The sequence below is a fragment of the Sulfitobacter sp. M22 genome, assembly GCF_021736025.1.
GTDB classification, from domain to species: domain Bacteria; phylum Pseudomonadota; class Alphaproteobacteria; order Rhodobacterales; family Rhodobacteraceae; genus Sulfitobacter; species Sulfitobacter litoralis.
The window spans coordinates 3,068,253-3,092,846 of record NZ_WMEC01000001.1 but is presented as its reverse complement, the minus strand read 5'-3'; the positions used below and the strand labels follow the sequence as shown (position 1 = coordinate 3,092,846).

Genomic DNA, 24,594 nt, shown 5'->3' with positions numbered 1-24,594 from the left:
TTCTTTTGCCGAACGCGAATTTTCTTTAAACAAATTTGAAAGAGCCATCGCCCTTGGGCAATGTCAGGGTAAACACGGTGCCCGAGCCGCCCGTCTCTGACAGCTCCAACGTGCCGCCGTGACCGCGCACCAGCTCTGCCGCGATGGCGAGCCCCAGACCCGATCCGCCTTTGCGTGCACCGCCTTTGAATGCTGTAAACAGATGTTCACGCGCTTTAGGAGGCAATCCCGGGCCGTTGTCACTGATGCGGATGATCCAATCGCTCGCTTCGTCCCTTGCGGTGATCAGAATTTCGCCCTGCTGCCCGGTGCCGATTATTGCCTGACGTGCATTGCGCACGAGGTTCGCAAGAACCCTGAACAAATGTTCTGGGTCGGCGCGCACATGCAGATCAGGCGGCACGTCACAGGTGAATGTCAGATCCGCCCCGTTAACAGCCAACCGTTCGCTATCAACGACATCATCTACAATACGCAGGAGCGGCGTCACTGTCAGCGTCGGGCTTGGTTCTTCAGCGCGCCCGAATGCCAAGGTGGATTCGCATAGATGCACGGCGCGGGTGATGGAGCTTACCAGCTTGGGAGCCATACGTTTGACCGTCGGATCCTCGGACATTTCGATGCGATCCGTAAACAGCTGTGCTGATGTGAGAATATTGCGCAAATCATGGCTGATCTTGCTGACCGCCTGGCCCAGCTGAGCCAAACGTTCCTTTTGCCGCAGGGCTTGGGTCAGCTCGGTTTCCAGCTTCATCAACGCTTCCTCGGCCTCGCGCACCTCTGTGACGCCGGCAGAGGGTGTAATGATCCGCCGCGCGTCTTCGGGGGCGAGCGCGTAATTCTGCATGTGCCCCACCACGCCCTTGATCGGCTTAAGAAGGAAGGCCCGCATCGTCAGGAACAGCAAGAAGGCCGTCATCATAGAGATCGCTGCCGACAGAACGAGGATCCGGATGCCATAGTCGATCATGGCAGTACGCAGAGACGCTGCCTCCATCGTGATTTCGATAAGCAAGCCTGCATCTTGCACAGGAGCACCGATCACCCGGATCACCCCCGGCTCTGTTTCCGCCAACTGGCGAAAAGCGTCGCGAATCAGTACCCAGGCAGAGGCGTCGCGCAGATCGTAAGTCTCTTTAATCGTCTGCGACATCGGGGATGACAGCGCCAATTGGCGGATCCGGTCCCGCCGCAGCACCACATTGAAAACCTGCGCAGTACGCAGCAATTCTGCCTCAAGCTCGGGGTCGATCATATCGCTCGCCAGCACGGTGAGCGATGCGATCTGCGCCCGCTCCAACCGGTTCATCATGTATTCTTCGCGAAACCGCGCGATAGAAGGCACAAAGATCAACACTTCAGCCAGCATCACAAAGATGGTGGTCAGAATAAGAAGCCGGCCAGAGAGAGATTTAAGCATTAATGCGCGCTTTATGGGATGAACCGCTGCACCAACCGAACGACAGTCTTGACCAAATCGCTTTCGAACAGCCGCGGGCTGAAATATGCCCCTGCCGCACGTTTGTTGATTTCGCCGATGGTAGGGTAAGGTGCAACCATAGAGGCAATCTGGCTCATTTTCATGTTATTTGCCAGCGCCAAAGCCCATAGGTTGATCAACTCCCCTGCTTGGTAGCCGACAATGCTTGCGCCGACGGGACGCCCCTTGACCACCATGACCTTAATCAGCCCCTTGGTTTTGCGTTCAGCAATGGCGCGGTCGTTGTGGTTATAGTGAAACCGAACAACCTCAAGCTTGTCGCCATGCTTTTCCTTGGCTTGCGCCTCGCTCAGGCCGACCTGTGACAATTCAGGATCAGTGTAAGTGGCCCAAGGGATATGCGCCGTTTTCGCCTTGGCCGGCAGCGCGAACATTAGCGATCGGATCACGACCCCCCCGTGGTAGCCAGCAACATGCGTAAACTGCATCCCACCGGCAACGTCGCCAATCGCATAGACCTTGCGATTGGTGGTGCGCAGGGAATCGTCTACCTTGATCCCGTTTTTGATTGGCTCGATGCCTGCTTTATCTAGGTCCAGCCGATCCGTGTTCGCTTTGCGGCCAACAGCGACCAAAAGATGCGACCCTTTGAAAACGCGCCCGTCCTTGGCTTCGACCTCGATCGCGCCGATGTCGCCCCGGATTTCGGCGGCCTGTGCGCCCTCGGCAATCTCTACGCCTTCATCCTTAAGGGTTTGCAACACGATCGCCGCGAGTTCCGGATCATCCTTGGACAGAGCTTTGTCGCCCTCAATCACGGTGACTTTAACACCCATGCGCATATGCGCCTGCGCCATCTCCATGCCGATGGGACCACCACCGATGATCAGCAGATGATCGGGCTTTTCGCGCAAATTGAACAGCGTCTCGTTCGTCTCATAAGGCGTTTTGTCCAAGCCCGAAATTGGGGGCACGAGGGGTGAAGACCCCGTCGCAATGACTATGCGTCGCGCTTTGATGATCGTATCGCCGGCCTGAACTTCATCATCCGAAATGAAACGCCCGTATTCACGGATGACCTTGACACCAAAGCCTTCGAACCGCTCTTGGCTGTCGACGGGCGCGATCTGCGCGATCACATCTGCCACATGGTCCTTGGCCGCGGCATAATCGACCTCGCCGCCCGCGTTGGTCACGCCAAATTGCGCACTATGCTGCTGGCCATAGGCGGCCTTGCCCGTGGCGATCAACGCCTTCGACGGCACGCAACCAAAGTTCAAACAGTCGCCGCCCATCTTATGCCCTTCGAGCAGGACAACGTCAGCCCCCATTTGCGAGGCCCCCGCCGCGACGGACAGTCCACCAGAGCCTGCGCCAATGATCAACAGGTCGGTTTTGATGCGATTCATTTCAAAAGTTCCTTTTTGCCGGTGACAGCTTTCAACACGACGGGCAGCACCGACAAAGCGCAGAGCCCCAGAATAGGTAGTAGAATATGCGGTTCAAAGATAATGCCAAAGTCTGGCGTTGCACCCTGTGCAAACACCGTCCCCAGCCCTGCCCCGATCGAGGTGAACACCAGCGAGCCCGGGATAATACCTAAAAACGTCGAAATTACAAAGCGATGGATCGGCACGCCAAGGAATGCAGGGATAAGGTTCGCCAGGAAGAACGGCACCACGGGGACCAGCCTCAGGAAGAACAGCATCGACCATTGGTTGTCGTCAATACCTGCCTTGATCCTACGCACCAGCCCGTCCGATGCGTCCATTCGCGCTTTTAATGCGGCCCCCAGCCCCATGCGCGCGGCAAGAAAGATCACAACCGCCCCCAACGTCGCGCCGGTCACATTAACCAGAACCCCGAACACCGTCCCAAATAGGAAACCGCCGGTGATCGTTGCGATGCTAGCCCCCGGAAGAGAAAATCCGACAATCGCAATATAAATGCCCAGAAAAACGAGAACCGTAAGCCCATAGTGCGAATCGCGGAATGCGATCAGCGCCTCGCGGTTGTCGCGCAATGTCTCGAAAGTGAGGTAATCGCGCAGGGCAAAGAACCCCAACACTGCGACCACCAGAATGCCCACAAAGGGTAAATAGCGAAACCATAAAGGTTTTTCAGAGGCTTGTGCGGGCATATTGTCGGGTCACTTTCAAAACACTATAAGCTGCTACCTATTAGATGGGTCAAATATTGCCATTCAGATAGGGTCCTCACGTGTGGTTGATGTGGAGGCGGCTTTTAGGACCATGTTACGGCAATTCCCAAGAAAACTGTAACATCGGGCAGATAAGCTGGCTTAATTTGTTGCAAAGGTCGAAATATCGGCTCCAAGGGTTTGACTTGCCCGTGCTGCAGCTTTAGGAGCAGGGCTTGAAATGACAGTGACGCGCCGAATCTGGTGGCGTGCTAAAGTATAAAGTGGAGTCGGAGCGATGAAACGCACCTATCAACCTTCAAACCTTGTGCGCAAACGGCGCCACGGTTTCCGCGCACGCATGGCAACCAAAGCGGGTCGCAAGATCATTAACTCGCGCCGTGCACAAGGCCGGAAAGAACTGAGCGCGTAATACGCGACTTCGGTTTTTAAAAGATATGACACCGTCAGAGGCACCTATGGATGGCAGATGCGCCACACCAGAGGAAACGCTTCCGGCGGTTTCTTTTCGTTTGGAAACGCTGAAAAATAGGCCCGACTTCCAGCGGGCCTCGCGTGCCCCTCGGGCAGCGATGCCCGGCTTTATCCTTCAGATGCGCAGACGTGCTGACGGTGAAGCGGAGGGAATACGCGTAGGTTTTACGTGCTCCAAGAAAGTCGGCAACGCCGTCGCCCGCAATCGCGCCAAAAGGCGCTTGCGCGAGCTTGCCCGCCTGACGCTTCCACATCAGGGACGCGATGGTATGGATTATGTGCTCGTGGGCCGCAGTGGTGCCACTGCATCGCTCCCCTTCAATACGTTGCAATCGGATTTTGTCAAAGCTTTGGGTATTCTGCATGGCAAGCAGCGCAGTGGTCCTCAAAAGTGAGCCCTATGGCACGTCTATTGGCACTGCCTATCAGGGGGTACCGCCTAATTTTCAGCCCATGGGTCGGCTACAACTGTCGATACCACCCCACTTGCAGCGCCTACGCACTAGAAGCCCTCTCCAAGCACGGTGCTACTAAAGGGGGTTGGCTTACCCTGAAACGCATCGCTCGCTGCCACCCATGGGGGAGCAGCGGCATCGACAACGTTCCTGAGTAAACTAGCGACTGTCCTATTGCCTGGCGCTAGAGTTCGCCTGCACGACGTCGTAGTATCGATAACGACGCAGCGACGCTTGATCGGCCAACACAGTTGCACTAAGCCACCCACATGCTTGATCATCCCGAAGATATCCACCCGCTTTTCCATGGTGCACCACAAAGCACCGAATTTCGGAAGCTGCGCAAACGACTCGTGCGGCTAACCCGCGAGGCGATTGAGCAATACGGGATGGTCGAACCCGGTGGTAAATGGCTGGTTTGCATGTCTGGCGGGAAAGATAGTTATACTCTTCTGGCCATTCTACACGAGCTACAATGGCGTGGGCTCCTCCCGGTAGAGCTTATCGCGTGCAACCTTGACCAGGGTCAGCCCAATTTTCCGGCAACAGTCCTGCCTGCTTTCCTCGACAAAATGGGGGTAAAGCACCGTATTGCATATCAAGACACCTACTCAATCGTTACAGACAAGATCCCCGCAGGTCGCACATTCTGTGCGTTGTGCAGCAGGCTCCGCCGTGGGCATCTTTATCGAATCGCACGTGAGGAAGGCTGCACCGCCGTGGTTCTTGGCCATCACCGGGATGACATCCTAGAAACTTTCTTTATGAATTTGTTTCATGGCGGGCGCTTGGCGACCATGCCAGCGAAGCTTCTGAATGAAGAAGGCGACCTGTTCCTATACCGTCCGCTGGCTCTTGTCGCGGAAGCCGATTGCGAAAAATTTTCAACTGCCATGAATTATCCAATCATTCCGTGTGATCTATGTGGCTCGCAAGACGGGTTACAACGCCAGCAGGTGAAAGCGATTTTAGACGGCTGGGAAGCAAACAGTCCCGGGCGCCGTCAGGTGATGTTTCGCGCACTTATGAATGCGCGCCCCTCGCATCTTTTGGATCCGGAGCTGTTTGATTTTGCGGGCCTCGAACGGGCGAAGTAAACCCCGAAACTCTTCGGAATTTGAAGCAAATTATACAGACCAAAAGGCGAACATTAACCTTTTCATCAGACATGCCCCCTATTGCCTAAACCGCTAATATGTCAGTCGGGGGCTGCTTTGAAACAAGACGATATCAATGAGTTCGCCAAATCTTTTCTGCACAAAGGGAAACGCGTTTTCGCGCCCGCAGGCTTCACAATCGGGATTGCCTTGGCATTGGCATTCCTGTGGTTCGGATGGCAGGGGTTCGCCTTCGTGGGCGCGGTCTTGCTCCCGCTAATATATCTATTCTTAGGACGGTCCCGCGCTGTCGCTCAATCAACCTATGCCTCGCGGCAAGATGCAGTGAGGCCCGTTGCAGCGCCTGTGATCAATAGCATATCACGTTCACGTCCGGCCCGGCACCAGCATGATCCAGTGCTATTCCAACCACAAATTTCGACGCACTCGGGTGAGGTAAGTGGTTTTTGCGCAATACGCGCTTCATGTGTCGAGTCGATCATACCTCATCAACAAAATGGCACGTCGATGGGAGCACCAAGTGAGACGGATAGCGAGCCACTTTTCCCTCTCTCAACAATTCTTTTGGAAGCAAAGAAGCTGCCGCGCACCTGTCGTTCTTCAGTTCAGATAATCTACAACCTCGCGCCTTCACAGATGGATGATCCACTACTATTACAGAAGGTAGAATGGGAACTTGAGCGGCTCGATCTCCCTCCCCGCTTTTTGCGCATCGCGCTCCCATCCTATCTTTGTCAGCGCCAACCCGGGCCACCGGTGATCATGCTTCTTCGGAAGCTTCATGAGCTGGGCAGCCAAACCGGACTAAATGGATTCGGCAGCGGCCCTCGTTGTGTAGAGATCGTTCAGAAATATGATATAAACGTCGTAGCAATTGATCCATCGCTAACGACCGGAGCGAACTTAAGCATCAACCGTCGTCTCATTTTGTCCACTGTCCTCGCAATGGCACAAGATCTGGGCACCGAAACTCTTGCTTGCGGTGTGCAGACCTCAGGAGAACATGAACTATTGTCCCAACTTGGTTGCGACAACGTTCAAGGTCCCGGAATCGCGCAACCTATGCCCCCCGAACAGGTCGTCGGCTGGATGCATACGCACATCAAAAAACTCGATTATTTGCCACGGGCCTTCGGTGACATTGCCTGACAATAAGATCCACTTTACGGGAAGCGCTCGGATGCAAGGGCCGAATTTACTTGACCTTTGGCACCTTACTCTGTTGAACCCACGCTGATATTACAGGCATCAGGTGACGGTCAAATGGACGATCAAAACAAGAATCTCATTTTTGCGACGGTTCTCAGTTTCATAGTCATCCTAGGGTGGTTCGTTTTGTTCCCACCTCAGGAAACCGAAACCCTCTCTGAGCCTCCGCTGCAAACCACTGATGCAAACGCGTCAGAGGCTGTTGTTCCAGCGAACGCTGGGTCGGCGAGCATACCAGCCGAAGACAGCGCGTCTTCTACAGAGGCCCTAGATACAGCGCCGCGTATTGCTGTCGAGACTGCCCGTATCGCTGGCTCTATATCGTTGCTTGGTGGCCGAGTGGATGATCTGTACCTAAAAGACTATAACACAACGATCGAGGAAGACGCCCCGACTGTAAGATTGCTATCTCCCGCAGGCTCTACCGACGCTTATTACGCGCTTTATGGCTGGGCACCCGGCGCGGGCATCTCACCCGATCAAGTCCCCGGCCCGAGCACTCTTTGGTCGCTCAGCGATGGTGAAACGCTGTCGGTTGACGCGCCTGTCACGCTAACTTGGGATAATGAGGCCGGCCAGGTCTTTTCGCGCACAATTTCGATCGATGAGAACTATATGTTCAAGATCGACCAAACCATTACAAACTCGGCTGAAAACTCGGTTTCACTTGCACCTTACGGCCTTATCGCACGTCATGGTATCCCAAGCGACGCTCAGAACTTCTTCATTCTGCACGAAGGTTTAGTCACCATGAATAATGGTGAACTGCTTGAGACCGCTTGGGACGATATCCCCGATCTAGATGTTGTAAATGGCGTGCCCTCCAAACGCATTGACGGTGTTACCAATGGCTGGATCGGCTTTACCGGTCACTATTTCATGACCAATCTTATCCCTGATCCAGCCCAGCCAACCCGCTTGACGGTCAAGTACCTGCCACGTACAGAAATTTTCCAGACCGAAGCAGTGATGCCGACACAAGTTGTCGCCAGCGGCCAAGCTGCCACTGTCTCAACGCAGCTTTTCGCTGGTGCCAAAGAATGGGAGATCCTGCGCGCGTATGAAGCTCAGGGTGTGTATAAATTCATCGACTCTATCGATTGGGGCTGGTTCTTTTTCCTGACGAAACCGATCTTCTGGGTTCTGCACCACCTTAACCTGCTGATCGGAAATATGGGAGTTGCGATCATCGGGCTGACGCTTTTGATCAAGGCCCTGCTCTTCCCGCTGGCGTATAAGTCATATGTGTCGATGGCGAAGATGAAAGAACTTCAGCCGCAGATGGAGAAGCTAAAGAAGGATGCTGGGGACGATCGCCAGAAGCTTCAACAGGGCATGATGGAGCTTTATAAGAGGGAGAAGGTAAACCCCGCCGCAGGGTGTCTCCCGATCTTAATGCAGATTCCGATTTTCTTCTCTCTCTATAAAGTGATCTTTGTGACGCTCGAGCTGCGCCACGCGCCCTTCTTCGGTCCGTTTCAGGATCTAAGTGCACCAGACCCCACCTCGATCTACAACCTGTACGGCCTTTTGCCATGGGGCGCTCCCGAAGCTGGGACAGTCCTTGCACTTGTCTTTATCGGTATCCTTCCGCTGTTGCTCGGTGTTTCCATGTTCTTGCAGCAAAAACTTAACCCGGCCCCCACCGACCCAACTCAGCAGATGATCTTCGCATGGATGCCTTGGGTGTTTATGTTCATGCTCGGCGGGTTTGCGTCCGGTCTTGTTGTTTACTGGATAGCAAACAACACGATCACCTTTACGCAACAATATCTGATCATGCGAAGCCAAGGGTATAAGCCCGATATTCTTGGCAATATTAAAGGGAGCATAAAGCTCGGACGTAAAGGCGACCCGAAATAATGACGACGGTTGCCCAGCTTTATCGCTACCCGCTCAAGAGCCATGGTCGCGAGGAGCTGGCCCACACTACGCTCACCGCAGGGCAGTCTATGCCATGGGACCGGACCTGGGCCGTCGTGCACGACGCCGCACGCACCGACGGAACCGAGTGGGCGCATTGCGCCAATTTTAGCACCGGATCCAAAGCGCCAGCGCTAATGGCCATAACAGCCGCCTTTGACAGCGCGCACGAACTGCTTACGTTGCACCACCCAGACCGCCCCTCACTTACCTTCCATCCCGATCGTGAAACCAGCAGATTTCTGGAATGGGTCGCACCCCTTGTCCCCGAAAACAGAGCACAACCAAGTGCAATTTTCAGGTTGGATGGGCGCGGGTTTACCGACACCCCCTACCCGTCTGTAAGCCTATGTAATTACGCGTCCTTGCGTGCCGTGTCGGATGCGGTAGGAACACCGGTTTCGCCCCATCGCTGGCGCGGCAACGTCTGGTTTGACACGGGAAGCCCGTGGGATGAACTAGATTGGGTCGGTAAAGAGGTCGCGATCGGCAGCGTGGTACTACGTATCCGTGAACGCACGGAAAGATGTCGGGCGACAACCGCGAACCCAAAAACTGGCGAACGCGATATCGAAATGTTACGCATATTGAAGGGTTGGGGTCACCAGGATTTCGGCGTATATGCCGAGGTTATTGAAACGGGTCCCGTCTTTATCGGTGACCAGGTAAAGGTACTTTAACATATGCAAGTTCAGTTCAGCATCGCCGATGAGCCTGATGCGCGCGCGCTCGAAAAAGGTCGCATGCTGTTTGCAGGCGAAACCTTGTTCGTAAAGGGCGTTGTCGCCATGGACGGCCTACCCCCTGCTGACCGAATGGAAGTTTGTTTTGCAGGCCGCTCGAACGTCGGGAAATCTACACTTATAAATGCGCTAACCGGTATGAAAGCCTTGGCGCGCGCATCGAATACCCCCGGTCGCACACAGGAAATCAACTATTTCACAGCTGCCGAGGAGCATTACCTCGTCGACTTGCCTGGCTATGGCTATGCGAATGCGCCTCTGCCCATTGTTGAAAAATGGCAGCGATTGTTGAAACAGTATTTATCCGGTCGCCAGACTTTGCGGCGTGCCTTCGTATTGATTGATGCACGCCACGGCGTAAAAAAGGTTGATGACGAAATCATGTCATTGCTGGATAGCTCGGCCGTGACATTTCAATGCGTGCTGACGAAAGCGGATAAAGTTAAAGAAGTCGAACGAGAAAAAATTCTGGAACAGGTGCGCGGCGCGCTTGCCAAACATCCAGCGGCTTACCCTGAAATCGTAGTCACCTCGTCTGAAAAGGGCTGGGGCATCCCTACGCTCCGTGCCATTATCGCTACGTTGGAGTAACGGTATCTCCGCGTTCACCGAGGCAGAGAATGAGAAAACGAGAAATGAACCGCGATTGGATCGCCACCGCGCGCACCCTGAGCCAAGCGCTCCCTTATTTGCAACGTTACGCTGATGCCACCGTTGTAATCAAACTTGGCGGCCATGCCATGGGCAGCGATGACGCCATGGAAGAGTTCGCGCGTGATGTAGCACTTATGCGCCAAGTCGGCGTGAATCCCGTTATCATTCATGGTGGCGGCCCCATGATCAATGATATGTTGGGTCGGCTGAATATCACATCCGAGTTTATCAACGGTAAACGCGTCACCGATGCCGCGACGATGGAAGTCGTCGAGATGGTTCTGTCTGGGTTGGTTAATGCACGTATCGTTCAGGCCATTACGGCGCAAGGCGGGCGCTGTGTGGGTGTATCGGGTAAGGATAGCGGGCTTATCATTTGTGACCAAGAAGACCCCGAGCTTGGATTGGTCGGTGCACCGACTGAAGTGAACCCACGCTTGCTGCGCGATCTAGCGGATAAAGGTATTATTCCAGTGATTGCCCCCCTTGGTATGGGTCGGAATGGCGAAACGTTTAATATTAACGGCGATACCGCTGCAGGCGCTATCGCCGCTGCGCTAAAAGCAGATCGGTTGCTTCTTCTCACAGACGTTGCAGGCGTAAAAAATGCTGAAGGGGACGTACTGACAGAGCTCACTGCGACGCAAATCCGTCAGATGGTTTCAGACGGCACTATTGCTGGCGGCATGATTCCCAAGACACAGACCGCGCTTGACGCAATCGACGGTGGCGTACGGGCAGCCGTTATTCTGGACGGGCGAGCCCCGAACGCCTGCTTGCTCGAGCTGTTCACCGAACATGGTGCTGGGAGTATTATCCGCGGTCAATAGCGGACCATTTATCAGTGTGTTACATATCGCTACCTCCCTGCTTTAGACACTCTGCCCCCTTGTTTATGCGAACGATAAATTAAGGAAGCGTTGATGCGACGGCTTATTTTAATGCGCCACGCTAAAGCTGGCTGGCCGGCAGGGGTATCCACTGATTTTGATCGACCTTTGGATGATAAAGGGCGACAAGACGCCGTATCAGTTGGCCAGTGGCTCGTTGCAGAGGGCTACAGGCCAGATCTTGCGCTTTGCTCAGCATCTCGGCGTACGTCGGAAACGCTCTCTCTTTTGGACATCCCGACTGATGTTAAGCGAATCTTTACAGACCGCCTTTATCTTGCTCATAGGGAACGTTTGTTGGCGCACATCCATGGCGCTGAGGGCACCACTGTGTTGTTGATCGCGCACAACCCCGGCGTGAACGAGATTGCGAACCTGCTGCCCCGTGCGGGCCTCACAGCGCAATATTCGGGTGCCACGCCTCCTGGTGCTACGCTGGTGTTAGCGTTCGACGTGGACGACTGGAAGAATGTGCATTGGCATAGCGGCGAGATAGAGGCGCATATCACACCGCGTATGCTTGCAGGGTAGAAAAAAGGGCGGGAACAACTCCCGCCCTCCTAGCTTAGTGCCCTAGAATCTGGCTAAGGAATAGCTTGGTCCTCGGACTTTGAGGGTTGTTAAAGAACTCTTCAGGTTCGTTTTGCTCAACGATTTGGCCCTCATCCATAAAGATGACCCGATTGGCGACCTGTCGCGCGAAACCCATTTCGTGCGTCACACACAGCATGGTCATCCCTTCTTCCGCGAGCTCAACCATCGTATCGAGCACTTCCTTAATCATCTCAGGATCTAGGGCAGAGGTCGGCTCATCAAACAGCATGATGCGAGGACGCATGCACAAGCTACGTGCAATGGCGACCCGCTGCTGTTGGCCGCCAGACAACTGACCGGGGTATTTGTCTGCCTGATCAGGGATTTTAACCTTCTCGAGGAAATGCATCGCGATTTCCTCAGCTTCCTTTTTCGGCGTCTTTCGGACCCAAATGGGTGCCAATGTACAGTTTTCAAGAATTGTCAGATGGGGAAATAGGTTAAAGTGCTGGAAGCACATCCCCACTTCGGATCGGATTTTATCGATATTCTTGACATCAGAAGACAGCACGGTGCCATCCACTTCTATTCGGCCTTTTTGGTGTTCTTCCAATGCATTGATGCATCGGATCAACGTTGATTTCCCCGACCCCGACGGCCCAGCGATAACAATGCGTTCCCCACGATAAACGGTCAGGTCGATATCCCGCAGTACGTGAAACGTACCATACCATTTATTCATGTTTTCGATGCTGATCGCGACCTCGTTCGAGACATTTAGCGCTTGAGCTTGTTCAGCCATGATTAAAGTCTTTCCTTAATGGTGGTCGGTCTGGAGTTGACGTTCCAGCCATTGTGAATATTGCGAGATGCCGTAGCAAACGACGAAGAACAGAAGGGCAGCAAAACCCCAGAGTTCCCAGTAAACGCCGTTCCAATCCGTAGAGGCTAGGATCGGACCGCGAATCATCCCCACGAGATCGAACATCGAAATGATCGAGACCAACGTGGTATCCTTGAACAGCCCGACAGCCACGTTCACGATCCCCGGGATCGAGATTTTCAGCGCTTGCGGCAGGATGATCAGGCGCATCGCCTGAGCATAATCGAGCCCGAGGCTATCTGCGGCTTCGTATTGCCCCCGCGGCAACGCTGCCAACCCGCCCCGGATAACCTCGGCAATATAGGCCGACGCGAACATCGTGATCATGATGATAACACGAAGGATCAGATCAAAGTTGGTGCCAGGTGGCAGGAAGTAGGCCAACACCACGTTAGCAACAAAGAGGAGCGTGATCAGTGGCACGCCACGAATAAACTCAATGAAAACAACGCAGATCAGCTTGATGATAGGAAGGCTCGATTGACGCCCAAGCGCCAGCAGGATTCCCAATGGCAGTGAAAGGGATACACAAATGACGCCCAGTATCATGTTGAGCATAAAGCCCCCCATGTTTCGCGAGGCCACCGGTTCGAGTGCGAGCACCCCCGAGAGTTGTGGCGTGATGAAGCTGAAGACCACCCACGCCACGCCGCCCGCAAGAAGACCTGCAAAAAATGCGCCAGCAAAGCTTTTCTTAACGATTCTGCTGTAGATCACATACCCGATAAGAGCCGCCAACAGCGCCGACAGCGGCACGAAAAGGGATCCGCCCCATATCAGCCAGAATGCAATGAAAGGATATAGAACGGTAAAGAGGATAAGCCAGCGCGGCAGATTCCCAAACAGCACCGGTGCCACCGCGACAAACAACAGCACAAACGCCGCCGTCGGGCGCCAGTAACCGTCTTGGGGATACGCAATCCCGAAAAGCAGTTGGTTCCAGCGCTCAGTCAGGACGGAGAAGCACCCTGCCTGTGCCCCATCCAATACTTCGCGACATTCCCGGATATTGGATGTCGTCCAAACGCCCCCCAGTAACCAGGGTAGGAACCCGGAAAGGATCAGATAGATGACATAAAGCGCTGCGAGCGTAAGGATTGTATAAGGGATCGAAGAAAACAGACTTTCTCGAACCCATTTGACAGGCCCCTGTGCGGTCGAAGGGGGCGCGTTCTGTGGCAACATAGTGTCCCGCACATAAGGGACAGAGGCGGCGTGTGTATCTGACATCCTACCGTTCCTTCAAGCTGACAGAATTGTTGTAAACGTTCATTATTGCCGAAATCGACAGCGAAATCGTGAGGTAGAAAAGCATCAGCAAAAGCACGCATTCGATCGCGCGACCCGTCTGGTTAAGGGTGATCCCTCCCAGCGTCGCGGTGATATCGGCATACCCAACAGCGATCGCCAAGGAAGAATTCTTGGTGATGTTGAGGTACTGCGAGATCAGTGGTGGGATAATGACCCGAAGCGCCTGAGGCAAAACCACGAGGTTCATGACACGCTTTGGACGTAGCCCAAGTGAAGACGCAGCTTCAGTCTGACCTTTAGAAATGGCTTGAATACCGGCGCGCACGTTTTCAGCGATGAATGCACCAGTGTAGACCGACAAAGCCAACCACAACGCGATCAGTGGTGCGCCGATCTGCAAACCGCCGCGGAAGTTGAACCCTTTAAGCTCTGGGTAATCTAGTGCAATGGGACTACCCATGATGAAAAACATCAAGATGCTCGGAACAAGCAGGATGGCGATTGTCGGCCAGCCCATTGGCAACAGCTTGCCTGTCCGGAATAGAAGGCTGACGGCGTAGCGGCGGTATATAATCGTCGCAACGATCGAGAGGATGAAGGTCGCCACGACGATCATTGATCCGGGGCCCCAAACGGGCGCGGGGATGTATATACCGCGGTTGGTAAAGGCAAAGGCGTCAAACAGCATGCTTGAGGTAGCGTTGTCGCCGCGGAATTGATTTGGCGCTGGCAAAACAGCGGTCATCAAAGTGTAGATCATCAAAATCCAGATCAGCACCGGAATATTCCGGAATATCTCGACGTAAACCGACATCAATTTCGAAACGAGCCAGTTCTTGGACAACCGTGCTACACCGGCGATCACGCCGAGGATTGTCGCGGTTATGCAGGCCAGAAAGGCGACAAGAAGGGTGTTTATGATACCGACCATCGCCGCACGCAGGTTCGATGATTGGCTGTTATAGTCGATTAATGATTGGTTAATGTCATAACCGGCAGGTACGTTCAAAAACCCGTAAGAGATGTTCAATCCAGCTTCAGCAAGATTTCGCACCAGGTTAATGCCCAGAAAAGCCATCAACGCGATAAGCAAAATCAGCGCGATGAACTGAAAAGTATAGGATCTATAGCGGGTGTCGTTTAGCAACATCGACAGCCGGAACGAGCCCTGTTGAGGGTCGGACATTGTCGTCATCAGATTTTCCCTGTGTGCCGGACCTGTTATTCACGCATCATTCGATGTCGCGGGCCGGGTTTATTTTTGGCGTCTTAAAGGCGCAAAGGGCGCGGAAATGCTCCGCGCCCTCCGACGAATGTGTTTAGCGGAAAGGAGGCGCGTACATCAGGCCGCCATCTGTCCACTGAGCGTTCAGGCCACGTGCCAGACCGATTGGGGTCTCTTCGCCGATGTTCTTGGCAAAGATTTCACCATAGTTACCTTGAGAAGCGATAGCTTTCTTCGCAAAGTCGGCTTCAAGACCCAGCATCTCACCCAATGTACCTTCAGTGCCAAGAAGACGGGCGACCTCAGGGTTGGTTGTGTTTGTGGTCATCTCTTCGACGTTTGCCGATGTGACGCCCAGTTCTTCCGCCGCGATCAGAGCATACAGCACCCAGCGGGTGACGTCGCCCCAATCGTTATCGCCGTGTCGCACCAATGGGCCCAGAGGCTCCTTGGAGATGATCTCGGGGAGGATGATGTGTTCGCCTGGGTTTTCAAAGGTCGCACGTGTCGCGGCCAGACCGGACGCGTCGGTTGTATAGGTGTCGCACGCACCGGCCAGATACTGCTGTTGGCCTTCGGCGTTTGTTTCAACAGGCACGGGCTCGTAGCTGATGTTGTTGTTGCGGAAGAAGTCCGCAAGGTTCAGCTCGGTTGTGGTGCCGGTTTGGATGCAGACAGTCGCACCATCCAGATCCTTGGCAGAGGAAACGCCAAGCTCTTTTGGTACCATGAAGCCTTGGCCGTCATAGTAGTTAACGCCGATAAAGTCGAACTTGAGGTCGACGTCCCGGCTGAAGGTCCATGTGGTGTTACGTGCGAGGAAATCGATCTCGCCCGACGCCAGCGCGGTGAAACGGGTTTTGCCGGTTGTAGGAACGAATTCGACAGCGTTCGGGTCGCCCAGTACAGCAGCAGCTACCGCACGGCATACTGCAACGTCAAAGCCTTCCCATTCGCCATTGGCGTTGGGGGCAGCAAAACCGGCCAGACCTGTGGTAACGCCGCAGTTCAGCTTGCCGCGCGCTTTGACATCGTCAAGCGTGGACGCAGCAGCAGCGCCAGCCGCAAGGCCAGCTACTGTTAGCGCACCAAAAAATACGGATTTATTCATTTTAACCTCTTCCTGATTTTCCGCCACGTTTTAGGGCGGCTCAACCGGCACCTTTTCGGACCGGAGATGTTTTGGCGGGGTTATCCCCGTCAGTGGAAGAGAGTTTGGGCGAAGTTACGCCGGAACGTCAAGCCGCTGCGCCTAAAAAACGCCCACAACCGTTCGGATTGGGGTCACCGTGAAACCTATTCGGGCAAGCTCAGGTCAAACATCAACTTAGCGTGCAAAAAACTAGCCTTTTTCACTGCGGCCAACGCATCGGCTTCGTCGTCATTGCCCCATTGTTCGGCCTGCCAAAGCTCGTCCAGCCGCGAAAGGTCCCAAATTGATTCCGCGTCTCTGGCGTCAAGCGCGGCTGCAAATCCCAAGATGAGCGATCCTGAAAGGCTGACAAGATCATGAAATGCCGCCAATTGAAAATTGTTAAGCGAATGCGTACGCTTAGACATTATCTCTACATCCGATGGCGACTGCGGCGCGTGCATGATCCCCGTACGGGTCTGCAAGCCAACGCCTAGAACGTCCTGTGCCCACTCCAGCATCGGATCCCATCGGTCAGCCTGACGCGCCACCAACTCGGCCGGACTATCCGCACGGTAGCACAACAGATCACAATCTCCATATGCCGCCAGCATATCCGCCACTTCAGCGTGCTGGGCCGCGACTTTATCGATCGCCGCATTGGCGGTTTTCGTAGCTGGCATAGTGTCAGGTTTAATCACCCCGTCTTGCGCCTGCCATTCGTCAGCGACCTTCTCTGCCATGGCGCGGGTCGGGACCACCAGCAAACGCTTCGCCGGTGTCTTGATCCCCCGTCCATCCAGCTCGACGGTAAAGCCGCCGTCAGTTTCGACGACAGTCGCATCTTTCCAAAAGCGTTTTGCCTTCCAGTCGCTCACGCCCAATCCTCCTCGAACGGGTCGGCGGGCACATCTGAAGGCACCCACTGGAAGGTGTCCCAGGTGCGCGCCATGTGATCAGGCAACGGCGCAGTCAGGTTCAGACGCGCTTTAGTCACCGGATGCTCTAGCGTCAGGGACCGCGCGTGCAGATGCAACTTCTTAGAGATGTCCCCCCCCAGCTGCGCGCCCCAGCCATCGCCCATGTTTTCCTGACCGGATCCGCCATATTTGCCATCCCCAACAATGGGATGCCCGATTTCAGCCATATGCGCACGCAGCTGGTGTGTCCGACCCGTTACCGGGATCAGCGCCATCCAGCAGGTCCGTTTGCCAGCCTGTGCAAGGGTCGCATAATCGGTGGTGGCACGTTTGGCACCTTCGGTGGATTCCATGTCCTTCGGATGAACGCAGTACATCTTTTCACCCTCGCCACGAGCCCCGTGCCCAAAGGCTTTGACCAGACCGAATTTAATCGTTCCGTTCCTCGGATGCGGGACGCCTGCGACGGCGGCCCAGTAGATTTTGCGGGTCTCGCGGTGGCGGAACGACGACGTCAGGGACGCGGCAATCGACCGTGTCCGCGCCATGATCAAGACGCCCGAAGTGTCTTTGTCCAAGCGGTGCACAAGGCGCGGCTTCTCATCAAGCTCGAACATCAGGGCATCGGCAAGCGCGTCAACATGGCGGTCTGACTGGCCAGACCCGCCTTGCACGGGCAATCCGGGCGGCTTGTTCAAGGCAATGATATGATCGTCGCGGTATATGACGCAGGACCGGATAAACTTGGTGTCGGCGTCAGAAATTCGTGTCCGCTTTGGCGGCGGTGGTGCCTCTGCGTCGGGCAGCGGCGGGATGCGCACGGTTTGCCCCACCTCCAGCCGGGAGGAGGCTTTGACCCGCCCACCGTCAACGCGAATATCGCCCTTGCGGCACATCTTTTCAATCAGCCCTTGGCCAATCAGCGGAAATGTCCGTTTGAACCAGCGGTCCAACCGCTGATCCCCGTCGCCTTCTTCTACGACCAGATGTTGAACCCGGCTCATGCAAATACCCCTCTGGCCATCATAAGGCCCAGCATTAATCCCAGCACTGATAGCCCGACGGACAGTGCCATATATATCCCTGCCGCCCCGATCTGGCCGCGCTCGATCAAGGTTACCGTCTCAAGCGAAAACGACGAGAAGGTCGTAAAGCCGCCAAGCACACCGGTCATCACAAAAGGGCTAAACTGCGTGAGCCCTTTGTGTGCAGCAAACACTACAAACAGGCCCATAATAAACGACCCGATAATGTTGACCGTCAAGACTGCCAGCGGAAAATCGGACGGCCCGGTCAGCCGCATCGCTGCGACACCGAACAGATACCGCAAGGAGGCGCCGATCGCGCCACCCATGGCTACAAGTGACAGGGTTGAAATCATCTGCGGTCTCTCACGGTTCACGCCCCGAATGTCAAGTTTTCCGCGCTGCCCGCAGCTTTTCGAAATAATCGACCCGTTTTTTCAGATCCCGTTCAAAGCCGCGTTCGACAGGTTGGTAAAGCTGCGGCCGCTCCATCCCGTCAGGAAAATAGTTCTGCCCCGAGAACCCGTCTTCGGCGTCATGGTCATAGGCGTACCCCGCGCCATAGCCCTGCTCTTTCATCATCTTGGTGGGCGCATTCATGATATGTTTTGGCGGCGGGGCGGACCCGGTCTGCTTCGCTGCCCGCCGCGCCGCCTTATAGGCCACATAAGCGGCGTTCGATTTCGGGGCCAGCGCCAGATAGGTCAGCGCCTGCGCAATCGCCAATTCCCCCTCGGGGGACCCGAGCCGCTCGTAGGTTTCCCACGACTGCAGACACACAGACTGCGCTTGCGGATCAGCGAGCCCGATGTCCTCGACAGCCATGCGCGTGATCCGACGCATCAGATACCGCGGGTCCTCACCACCTTCCAGCATACGCGCGAGCCAGTAAAGCGCAGCATCCGGATCGGAGCCCCGAACGGATTTGTGCAGTGCAGAAATCTTATTTAACTATTTTTTCTACCCACTAAGTGAGTGAGTGAGTGAATCTCTTAAGTTATAAAGTGAAAGTGATAGGCTGTCAGGCAGGATACTGGCCTCAGACCGCTGCGGGTATATTAATTTCTACCCACCATGCAGTCTGAAGTGGTCCGGCAGAACTGGACAGCGTGCCAAGATCGGAAAGCTGGCGGTCGAAAATGATTTTTTGTCACAAGGGCTGAAGCGATGAGCCCGAGCGAACGCAGAGAAATGATCAACCGGGACTGCACAGATTAGAGCCTGACCAAACAATGCAAACAGCTGAAGATCAGCCGATCATCATTGTATTACACGCCCATCGGCATGAATGACGAAACCCTGCAGCTGATGAATGAGATTGACCGTGTGTTGACTAAATATCCGTTCTTTGGGAGCCGCCACATTGCGGCTTACTTGCCCAGGAATGGGTTCAATGCGGGCCGCCACCGTGTGCGCCGTTCGATGGGGATCATGGGCTTGCAGGCGATCTACAAGGGCTTAAACACCAGCAAGAAGGTAAGCGGTGCGCCGATCCCACCTATTTAGCGTAATTCCATGGTAGCAGATCGTTGATCTGGCTTTGTTTGTGGCCTGCGACGATGGCAGTGAACGTATCGGCCAGATAGGCATGCGGATCGACACTGTTCAATTTGCAGGTCTCGATCAAGGAAGCGATGACGCCCCAGTTTGAGGCTCCGGCGTCGTGGCCAGCGAAGAGTGCGTTCTTGCGGTTCAGAGCGATGGGACGGATCGTGCGTTCCACTGCGTTACTGTCCATTTCGATGCGGCCGTCAGTCAGAAACAGGCACAGTCCATCCCAGTATTTTGCGATGTATTTGAGAGCTTCGCCCAAAGGGGCTTTGGCAGACAGCCGCGCGCGGTTGGTCGTGAGCCACTCCTCAAACGCGACGATCAACGGTGCCGATTGGTCTTGCCGTGCTGCCAATCGCACCTCGGGTGCCAGACCCCGGATATCCTTTTCGATCAGGTAGAGCGCAGCGATCTGTTTCAGCCCGTCTTCGGCGATGGGGGCAGTGCCAGATTGTGCAACTTCGTGCAGTTTGCGGCGTGCGTGGGCCCAGCAGTAGGCCAAGACGACATTGTCATCGGCGCGTTTGAGTAAGCGGTTATACCCGGCATATCCGTCCACTTGGAGGATGCCAGAGAAGCCTTTCAAAATGTCATCTGCATATTGGCCGGAACGCCCGGGCGCATATGTAAAGGCAACGCCCGGTGGTGCCGCTCCACACCAAGCCCTATCATCGCGGGCCAGTGCCCAGAAGTAACCAGTTTTGGTTTTACGTCTACCCGGATCAAGCACTGGTGCTCTTGTTTCATCCATGAAGAGTTTGGTTGAGCATTTGAGGTCAGCCATTAACGCATCGAAGACAGGGCGTAGCTCATAGGCCGCTTTGCCAACCCATCCCGCGAGGGTGGAGCGATCCAGATCGATCCCTTGGCGGCTGTAAATCTGTGCCTGGCGATACAGTGGCAGGTGATCCGCATATTTGCTGACAAGAACATGCGCCACCGTTGCCTCTGTCGGCATGCCGCCTGGGATCAGGCGCGCTGGTGCAGGCGCTTGCACCACACCATTGGTGCAGGATCGGCAAGCATACTTTGGGCGGCGGGTGACGATCACACGGAACTGGGCGGGGATGATGTCGAGGCGCTCAGACGTGTCCTCACCAATTACATGGCGCTCACCACCGCAGCCGCAGGTCATATTATCGGGCGCAATTACCTCTTCAATGCGGGGCAGATGCTTTGGCAGTGACCCACGATTGGTGTTGCGCGGTTTTGCCGAGCGCGATGCAGGCGGATCAAGCGCTTCGTCTTCAGCATGAACCATAGCCATCGAGGTTTCAATGTCTTCAAGTGACAGCTCAAATTGCTCGGGATCGGCCTTCTCAGACTTTGCGCCAAACAGCGCACGTTTGAAGTCAGATACCAGTTTCTCCAACTGATCAATACGATCCTGCTTGCGCAGATTGCGATCCTCTGAGGCGACAAGCAACGCCTTCCAGGGCCTCAACATCATTAGGGAGATCAACTGGTTTTGACATGGGGAATGACTACCATTTCCTGCAGCTCAACACCTCTGCAAAAGACAGCCTGATTCACTCTGCCGCAGTCGGCGGACGCACTGATAAAGCCCTTACTTTGCGCCAGTCTAAACCCGAGAAAAGTGCTTCAAACTGGGCATGGTTTAGCGACATCAGACCATCTTTGATAGCGGGCCACGTGAAGGTTTGTTCCTCCAATCTTTTTGTAAGCCATGACCAAACCAGTGCCGTCCCAATACAGCAACTTCAGCCGATCTGCCCGCTTTGAGCGGAACACAAAAACTATCCCGGTGAACGGGTCCTTGCGCAACTCGTTTTTGACAAGCGCTGCCAGCCCATCATGACCCTTGCGGAAGTCCACCGGCTTGGTCGCGACAACGATCCTCACTCGGTTTGATGGGAACATCATGAGAGCGCATTCAAGGCGCGGGCAATCTCGGCAATGCGCGCCGCCGATGTGCCTGCATCCAATCGCACAGTGACACTCCCACAAATCAGATCCAACGGCGACGGCGGCTCAGGGTCAGGTGTCGCCTCAACATCTTCGCGCACAACCAACGCTGCAAAGCTTGGTTCCTCGGTCACAGCGGGCAGAACCAGTTTGCCCTCGCGCGCCATGCGTCGCCATTCCGATAAATGATTGGCCCGCATGTCATACCGCCGTGCCACAGCGCCAACTGTCGCACCTTCCACCAACGTCTCGGCCACGATCTGTGCCTTCACCGCATCCGGCCAACGGCGGTGACCACGCGGCCCCACCACCAAATCAATGTTACTGAGAAACTCCGTTGAGCGCTCCATGGAGAAACTCCCTGACAATACATCCATCATGGCTGAATCTCAGATCAGAGGCTCACAAGGAAGGTGGGGGCGGCACATCGCTTACGCAAGAAGCATCCCCAGCACCCAATCTATCCTTACCTGCTAAGAAAGCGGCAAATCACGCGCGCACACCACGTCTGGTGTAGTGACATTACCTACATCCCGGTGCGGCGCGGGTTCCTCTATCTGGCGGCTGTCGAACACGCTGGACGCAAGCTTTTGTGTCGAGGCCTTGAATGAGGACATCGCCAGATACGGCACGCCAGAGATTATGAACACCGACCAGGGCTCGCAGTTCACGGGTGAACACCACAATCAAGATGGCGGATTGCCCGCATCATTTTGGAAATGCCGCTTTTCATCCCCCCAAGCAGTGTGATCGAGGCATCGCTTACGAACAATCGTTTCTATTTGTCGATGTCGTCGAATGTCGATCGAGCCACTACAGGCGGTATAGCTGTTTCTTCCTTTTTTTGCGTCACGATGTGGGTCCAGTCTGTATCACTTTCATCCTCCTCATCCCGCTCGCACTTGCGCTCTTTGAGCTTCTCAACCGAGCGACCAACTTGATCACGTGCTTCTTCGATTAAAGCGGCAGCGTCGGCGTCTACGCCCATCGCTTCCACGCGCTCCAAAAGGTCGAGCAATTTGACAAAATGGCTATCGGGTTCGTCGTCGAGATCGGAATCAGCGGCAATCTCTTCTATCCGGTGATCGAGGGACGGTAAGACAGTGGTCCGCAATCCCATACCCATGCTGACCAAACTCAACGGCGACAAAAGGCCGAGCATGTCATCCTCTTCAAAGAAAGACGCATCAAGCCCGTCTTGCGCCGCCAACATAAGGCTGTCTGCTGCTTCCTCGCGCAGGTAGTCGGGCAAGATTCTAAGGCGATTTGCACGACCGTAAATTGCAAGCTTTGGGTCGTCGACGATGGGGTCGCTCCGCCACGACGATCGCTCCAACAAATCCGGATACTGCTGAACGACTTTGGAGAAAACCGCCTCGCTGGCACGATAGTAAAGAAAGTGGAATAGCATCCGATTTCGATGGAGTTCATCTGGGGTACGGCCGAGGCGTTCGACCAACCCGTCGTCCAGTGCGGCTGGGATGACCAGCGCGTCTCGTATGAGCGGGGATTTTTCGCACGTGAAGCTTCCGAGAATGGTGTCGATAGGCGCGCCGCGGATCAAAGCCGACATCATATACGGCTTCTGCCGCATAACCTCAGTTAGGGCATCCGAAATCGTTGGGTGCGCGAAGGTCCAGCTTTGTCCGGAGAGCTTAAGAAAAGATCCCTTCAGCTCTTCAAAGCTATCCTGAATCTTAGTGATAGGATGCCCGGTTAGTTCCGTGACAGCCTGTGCAGCCAAAAGATCGTGATCGTTGGGATCGAAACCGTCTTGGTGGACGTAGACTAAAATGAGTGCTGCCTGCAGGTGATCGTCCAATGAACTAACGGTATCGACGAGGTGCTCGGTCGGTTCCCTCATGAAGCGGACAAGCGAAGGTTCGTTCGGTGCCAACCTTTTGGTGAAGTTCGGATCTCCAAGCCGTTCTGCAATGCCGGGAAGAAAATTTTCAACGGCGGCAGCTGCCGCAAGATATGGTTTCACACTTGATCGCCAGACCTGACCCTGTTCGCCGAAATTGATGTGATTATAAAGGATCTGTGCTTTTTCGTTGAAAGTCAGATCGCCCACATCTACTACGGCGCTTCCGTCTGCGAATTGCGTGAGATTGCGCTGGCCAAGTCGCCGCCGCGCACCCTCGTAGATGTGTTTGCGCGAGGTGAGCAGGAAGCGATTGCCGTGTTTGACCGCCGCACGCAATTTCGAAAATGCAGAGGCCCAGTCTTGGACATAATCGTCACGAAGTACATTCGAACCGAATGCGTCATCAATCCAGAAAAATCGACCGGGGTCGTTTGGATTCCAGCCCGCTTCGAAATCGCGCGGACTGGTGAGCGCGAGGACGGTGCTGTCCGGGTTCTCGGACGCTATCGTGGAAATGATCGCGCCGATCGCCGATTTGCCGCTCGATGGGTTGCCGAGCAGTAGCACAACTCCATGATCCGAGATCGCATTCACGGCCTCGCGATGGGACTTGGTCGGAACATAAGTCCGCAGCTTTGGAATCCAACTATCGAGGAGCGCCCGACTTTGTTCAGTGAGTCGCTCGTCGACGATCGAAGTCAAATCGCCCAGACCATAGACTTGTGGCACGAGCGCGCGCAGCCGAGCGCTGCTCCTGATGACCCTGACGATATACTGGCTGCCCAGGATATGCGGCTTGCGTACGCCGAGGGCGCGTAAGCGCGCGCGCATCTTAACGGCGATAGGCGCATCAATACTCATGTTAGTCATGAAGACATAAGTATCGGCCAGACCGGCCTTCACCAGCTCTTCGACGTGTTCGATCTCACCCGATAGGTCACCCACCTTCAGCGCCTTGCGCGCTACTGCGGTGTGCTTGCACTGAATCGTGCCAATGGCAGGCGCTTCCGAGCCCGACGGTATCAAAAATACCGCGTCTTGGCCGCCATCCTGAGCTTCCCGGAAAATTTCGACCGGACGGCCGAGCACCACCTCGCAGACCTGCGAACAGAGATCTTGGAAGGCACGCCAGCCGATCGTATGTAACGCCAGATCGCTCCATGGACCGTGTGCGCGGCGCTCTCGGGCTGACACAAGCTCAGTCATTTCGTT

General features: G+C 55.0%; 25 protein-coding genes and 4 pseudogenes. 13 read left to right on the top strand and 16 right to left on the bottom strand.

The window, feature by feature from the left end:
- Positions 1-25: 25 nt before the first annotated feature.
- Genes GLP52_RS15260 through GLP52_RS15250 form a run of 3 tightly spaced genes read right to left on the bottom strand, consistent with a single transcriptional unit; the run spans position 26 to position 3,581 of the window.
- Complete coding sequence (locus tag GLP52_RS15260; RefSeq protein ID WP_237271261.1) at positions 26-1,420, bottom strand: sensor histidine kinase; 1,395 nt, start codon at positions 1,418-1,420, stop codon at positions 26-28.
- A gap of 11 nt (positions 1,421-1,431) precedes the next feature.
- Positions 1,432-2,850 carry a dihydrolipoyl dehydrogenase family protein gene (locus tag GLP52_RS15255; protein ID WP_237271260.1) on the bottom strand — a complete coding sequence of 473 codons (1,419 nt, stop codon included), beginning with the start codon at positions 2,848-2,850 and terminating at the stop codon, positions 1,432-1,434.
- The gene (locus tag GLP52_RS15250) at positions 2,847-3,581 is read right to left on the bottom strand and encodes a TVP38/TMEM64 family protein (RefSeq protein ID WP_237271259.1); all 735 of its coding nucleotides are present in this window, start codon (positions 3,579-3,581) and stop codon (positions 2,847-2,849) included. The genes GLP52_RS15255 and GLP52_RS15250 overlap by 4 nt, the downstream gene beginning before the upstream one ends.
- A 298-nt stretch (positions 3,582-3,879) precedes the next feature.
- Here GLP52_RS15250 and rpmH point away from each other — a divergent pair, with 298 nt between their 5' ends.
- The 11 genes and pseudogenes from rpmH to GLP52_RS15195 all read left to right on the top strand — a co-directional run bounded on the left by rpmH (position 3,880) and on the right by GLP52_RS15195 (position 11,599).
- Complete coding sequence (gene rpmH / locus GLP52_RS15245; RefSeq protein WP_093731806.1) at positions 3,880-4,014, top strand: 50S ribosomal protein L34; 135 nt, start codon at positions 3,880-3,882, stop codon at positions 4,012-4,014.
- Between the two features lie 46 nt (positions 4,015-4,060).
- Positions 4,061-4,471, top strand: coding sequence for a ribonuclease P protein component (gene rnpA / locus GLP52_RS15240; RefSeq protein WP_093731805.1), 411 nt, complete (start codon positions 4,061-4,063; stop codon positions 4,469-4,471).
- A gap of 5 nt (positions 4,472-4,476) precedes the next feature.
- Positions 4,477-4,689, top strand: a complete 213-nt coding sequence (gene yidD / locus GLP52_RS15235) for a membrane protein insertion efficiency factor YidD (RefSeq protein WP_272903335.1) — start codon at positions 4,477-4,479, stop codon at positions 4,687-4,689.
- A 111-nt stretch (positions 4,690-4,800) separates the two neighbouring features.
- Positions 4,801-5,628 carry a tRNA 2-thiocytidine(32) synthetase TtcA gene (gene ttcA / locus GLP52_RS15230; protein WP_093731803.1) on the top strand — a complete coding sequence of 276 codons (828 nt, stop codon included), beginning with the start codon at positions 4,801-4,803 and terminating at the stop codon, positions 5,626-5,628.
- Positions 5,629-5,745: 117 nt separating this feature from the next.
- Positions 5,746-6,798: an EAL domain-containing protein gene (locus tag GLP52_RS15225; RefSeq protein WP_167354499.1), complete on the top strand. Its 1,053-nt coding sequence runs from the start codon at positions 5,746-5,748 to the stop codon at positions 6,796-6,798.
- A 114-nt stretch (positions 6,799-6,912) separates the two neighbouring features.
- Positions 6,913-8,721, top strand: a complete 1,809-nt coding sequence (gene yidC / locus GLP52_RS15220; RefSeq protein WP_093731801.1) for a membrane protein insertase YidC — start codon at positions 6,913-6,915, stop codon at positions 8,719-8,721.
- Positions 8,721-9,461, top strand: coding sequence for an MOSC domain-containing protein (locus GLP52_RS15215; protein ID WP_237271258.1), 741 nt, complete (start codon positions 8,721-8,723; stop codon positions 9,459-9,461). The genes yidC and GLP52_RS15215 overlap by 1 nt, the downstream gene beginning before the upstream one ends.
- 3 nt (positions 9,462-9,464) lie before the next feature.
- The gene (yihA, locus tag GLP52_RS15210) at positions 9,465-10,115 is read left to right on the top strand and encodes a ribosome biogenesis GTP-binding protein YihA/YsxC (RefSeq protein ID WP_093731800.1); all 651 of its coding nucleotides are present in this window, start codon (positions 9,465-9,467) and stop codon (positions 10,113-10,115) included.
- 29 nt (positions 10,116-10,144) lie between these two features.
- Positions 10,145-11,008, top strand: coding sequence for an acetylglutamate kinase (gene argB, locus GLP52_RS15205; protein WP_208596006.1), 864 nt, complete (start codon positions 10,145-10,147; stop codon positions 11,006-11,008).
- A gap of 93 nt (positions 11,009-11,101) precedes the next feature.
- Positions 11,102-11,329 (top strand): annotated as a pseudogene (locus tag GLP52_RS15200) (SixA phosphatase family protein); the annotation flags it as partial.
- 36 nt (positions 11,330-11,365) lie between these two features.
- Positions 11,366-11,599, top strand: a complete 234-nt coding sequence (locus tag GLP52_RS15195) for a hypothetical protein (RefSeq protein ID WP_237272698.1) — start codon at positions 11,366-11,368, stop codon at positions 11,597-11,599.
- A 34-nt stretch (positions 11,600-11,633) separates the two neighbouring features.
- Here the strand turns inward: GLP52_RS15195 and GLP52_RS15190 are convergent, their stop codons facing one another.
- The 8 genes and pseudogenes from GLP52_RS15190 to GLP52_RS15155 all read right to left on the bottom strand — a co-directional run.
- Positions 11,634-12,404, bottom strand: coding sequence for an amino acid ABC transporter ATP-binding protein (locus GLP52_RS15190; protein WP_093731797.1), 771 nt, complete (start codon positions 12,402-12,404; stop codon positions 11,634-11,636).
- A gap of 15 nt (positions 12,405-12,419) precedes the next feature.
- Positions 12,420-13,715 carry an amino acid ABC transporter permease gene (locus GLP52_RS15185; RefSeq protein WP_093731796.1) on the bottom strand — a complete coding sequence of 432 codons (1,296 nt, stop codon included), beginning with the start codon at positions 13,713-13,715 and terminating at the stop codon, positions 12,420-12,422.
- Position 13,716: 1 nt separating this feature from the next.
- A complete protein-coding gene (locus tag GLP52_RS15180) occupies positions 13,717-14,931 on the bottom strand; it encodes an amino acid ABC transporter permease (RefSeq protein WP_237271257.1) in 1,215 nt (404 codons plus the stop codon).
- A gap of 124 nt (positions 14,932-15,055) precedes the next feature.
- Positions 15,056-16,072 carry an amino acid ABC transporter substrate-binding protein gene (locus GLP52_RS15175; RefSeq protein ID WP_093731794.1) on the bottom strand — a complete coding sequence of 339 codons (1,017 nt, stop codon included), beginning with the start codon at positions 16,070-16,072 and terminating at the stop codon, positions 15,056-15,058.
- 185 nt (positions 16,073-16,257) lie between these two features.
- Positions 16,258-16,971, bottom strand: coding sequence for an ATP12 family chaperone protein (locus GLP52_RS15170; protein WP_237271256.1), 714 nt, complete (start codon positions 16,969-16,971; stop codon positions 16,258-16,260).
- Positions 16,968-18,017: an RluA family pseudouridine synthase gene (locus GLP52_RS15165; RefSeq protein WP_093731792.1), complete on the bottom strand. Its 1,050-nt coding sequence runs from the start codon at positions 18,015-18,017 to the stop codon at positions 16,968-16,970. Before GLP52_RS15165 ends, GLP52_RS15170 begins: the two co-directional genes overlap by 4 nt.
- Positions 18,014-18,394: a fluoride efflux transporter CrcB gene (crcB, locus tag GLP52_RS15160; RefSeq protein ID WP_093731791.1), complete on the bottom strand. Its 381-nt coding sequence runs from the start codon at positions 18,392-18,394 to the stop codon at positions 18,014-18,016. Before crcB ends, GLP52_RS15165 begins: the two co-directional genes overlap by 4 nt.
- Positions 18,395-18,425: 31 nt before the next feature.
- A pseudogene (locus GLP52_RS15155) lies at positions 18,426-18,986 on the bottom strand (replication-associated recombination protein A); the annotation flags it as partial.
- Between the two features lie 336 nt (positions 18,987-19,322).
- Between GLP52_RS15155 and GLP52_RS15150 the strand changes: the two are divergent.
- Positions 19,323-19,544 (top strand): IS3 family transposase, encoded by a 222-nt coding sequence (locus GLP52_RS15150; RefSeq protein ID WP_237271255.1) that lies wholly within the window; start codon positions 19,323-19,325, stop codon positions 19,542-19,544.
- Here GLP52_RS15150 and tnpC read toward each other — a convergent pair.
- From tnpC to GLP52_RS15135, 4 genes and pseudogenes are all read right to left on the bottom strand, one after another.
- Positions 19,537-21,064, bottom strand: a pseudogene (gene tnpC, locus GLP52_RS15145) (IS66 family transposase). The gene GLP52_RS15150 and the pseudogene tnpC overlap by 8 nt on opposite strands.
- 54 nt (positions 21,065-21,118) lie before the next feature.
- Positions 21,119-21,217 (bottom strand): hypothetical protein, encoded by a 99-nt coding sequence (locus GLP52_RS19695; RefSeq protein WP_443069442.1) that lies wholly within the window; start codon positions 21,215-21,217, stop codon positions 21,119-21,121.
- Positions 21,192-21,473: an IS66 family insertion sequence element accessory protein TnpB gene (gene tnpB / locus GLP52_RS15140; RefSeq protein ID WP_237271234.1), complete on the bottom strand. Its 282-nt coding sequence runs from the start codon at positions 21,471-21,473 to the stop codon at positions 21,192-21,194. Before tnpB ends, GLP52_RS19695 begins: the two co-directional genes overlap by 26 nt.
- Positions 21,470-21,865, bottom strand: coding sequence for a transposase (locus GLP52_RS15135; RefSeq protein WP_237271144.1), 396 nt, complete (start codon positions 21,863-21,865; stop codon positions 21,470-21,472). The genes tnpB and GLP52_RS15135 overlap by 4 nt, the downstream gene beginning before the upstream one ends.
- Positions 21,866-21,958: 93 nt before the next feature.
- Here GLP52_RS15135 and GLP52_RS15130 point away from each other — a divergent pair.
- A pseudogene (locus GLP52_RS15130) lies at positions 21,959-22,187 on the top strand (IS3 family transposase); the annotation flags it as partial.
- A 106-nt stretch (positions 22,188-22,293) separates the two neighbouring features.
- On the opposite strand, the gene GLP52_RS15125 reads toward GLP52_RS15130, so the two are convergent.
- The gene (locus tag GLP52_RS15125; protein WP_237273584.1) at positions 22,294-24,588 is read right to left on the bottom strand and encodes a hypothetical protein; all 2,295 of its coding nucleotides are present in this window, start codon (positions 24,586-24,588) and stop codon (positions 22,294-22,296) included.
- Positions 24,589-24,594 lie beyond the last annotated feature (6 nt).

Excerpts from the sequence above, each read along its gene's own strand:
- GLP52_RS15165 (WP_093731792.1), bottom strand. The coding sequence starts at position 18,017 with ATGAGCCGGGTTCAACATCTGGTCGTAGAAGAAGGCGACGGGGATCAG.
- crcB (WP_093731791.1), bottom strand. The coding sequence starts at position 18,394 with ATGATTTCAACCCTGTCACTTGTAGCCATGGGTGGCGCGATCGGCGCC.
- GLP52_RS15185 (WP_093731796.1), bottom strand. The coding sequence starts at position 13,715 with ATGTCAGATACACACGCCGCCTCTGTCCCTTATGTGCGGGACACTATG.
- GLP52_RS15135 (WP_237271144.1), bottom strand. The coding sequence starts at position 21,865 with ATGGAGCGCTCAACGGAGTTTCTCAGTAACATTGATTTGGTGGTGGGG.
- GLP52_RS19695 (WP_443069442.1), bottom strand. The coding sequence starts at position 21,217 with ATGTCGCTAAACCATGCCCAGTTTGAAGCACTTTTCTCGGGTTTAGAC.
- ttcA (WP_093731803.1), top strand. The coding sequence starts at position 4,801 with ATGCTTGATCATCCCGAAGATATCCACCCGCTTTTCCATGGTGCACCA.
- yidC (WP_093731801.1), top strand. The coding sequence starts at position 6,913 with ATGGACGATCAAAACAAGAATCTCATTTTTGCGACGGTTCTCAGTTTC.
- yihA (WP_093731800.1), top strand. The coding sequence starts at position 9,465 with ATGCAAGTTCAGTTCAGCATCGCCGATGAGCCTGATGCGCGCGCGCTC.
- GLP52_RS15255 (WP_237271260.1), bottom strand. The coding sequence starts at position 2,850 with ATGAATCGCATCAAAACCGACCTGTTGATCATTGGCGCAGGCTCTGGT.
- GLP52_RS15215 (WP_237271258.1), top strand. The coding sequence starts at position 8,721 with ATGACGACGGTTGCCCAGCTTTATCGCTACCCGCTCAAGAGCCATGGT.
- argB (WP_208596006.1), top strand. The coding sequence starts at position 10,145 with ATGAGAAAACGAGAAATGAACCGCGATTGGATCGCCACCGCGCGCACC.
- GLP52_RS15150 (WP_237271255.1), top strand. The coding sequence starts at position 19,323 with ATGAATGACGAAACCCTGCAGCTGATGAATGAGATTGACCGTGTGTTG.
- yidD (WP_272903335.1), top strand. The coding sequence starts at position 4,477 with ATGGCACGTCTATTGGCACTGCCTATCAGGGGGTACCGCCTAATTTTC.
- rpmH (WP_093731806.1), top strand. The coding sequence starts at position 3,880 with ATGAAACGCACCTATCAACCTTCAAACCTTGTGCGCAAACGGCGCCAC.
- tnpB (WP_237271234.1), bottom strand. The coding sequence starts at position 21,473 with ATGATGTTCCCATCAAACCGAGTGAGGATCGTTGTCGCGACCAAGCCG.
- GLP52_RS15260 (WP_237271261.1), bottom strand. The coding sequence starts at position 1,420 with ATGCTTAAATCTCTCTCTGGCCGGCTTCTTATTCTGACCACCATCTTT.
- GLP52_RS15180 (WP_237271257.1), bottom strand. The coding sequence starts at position 14,931 with ATGACGACAATGTCCGACCCTCAACAGGGCTCGTTCCGGCTGTCGATG.
- GLP52_RS15190 (WP_093731797.1), bottom strand. The coding sequence starts at position 12,404 with ATGGCTGAACAAGCTCAAGCGCTAAATGTCTCGAACGAGGTCGCGATC.
- GLP52_RS15250 (WP_237271259.1), bottom strand. The coding sequence starts at position 3,581 with ATGCCCGCACAAGCCTCTGAAAAACCTTTATGGTTTCGCTATTTACCC.
- GLP52_RS15175 (WP_093731794.1), bottom strand. The coding sequence starts at position 16,072 with ATGAATAAATCCGTATTTTTTGGTGCGCTAACAGTAGCTGGCCTTGCG.
- rnpA (WP_093731805.1), top strand. The coding sequence starts at position 4,061 with ATGGATGGCAGATGCGCCACACCAGAGGAAACGCTTCCGGCGGTTTCT.
- GLP52_RS15125 (WP_237273584.1), bottom strand. The coding sequence starts at position 24,588 with ATGACTGAGCTTGTGTCAGCCCGAGAGCGCCGCGCACACGGTCCATGG.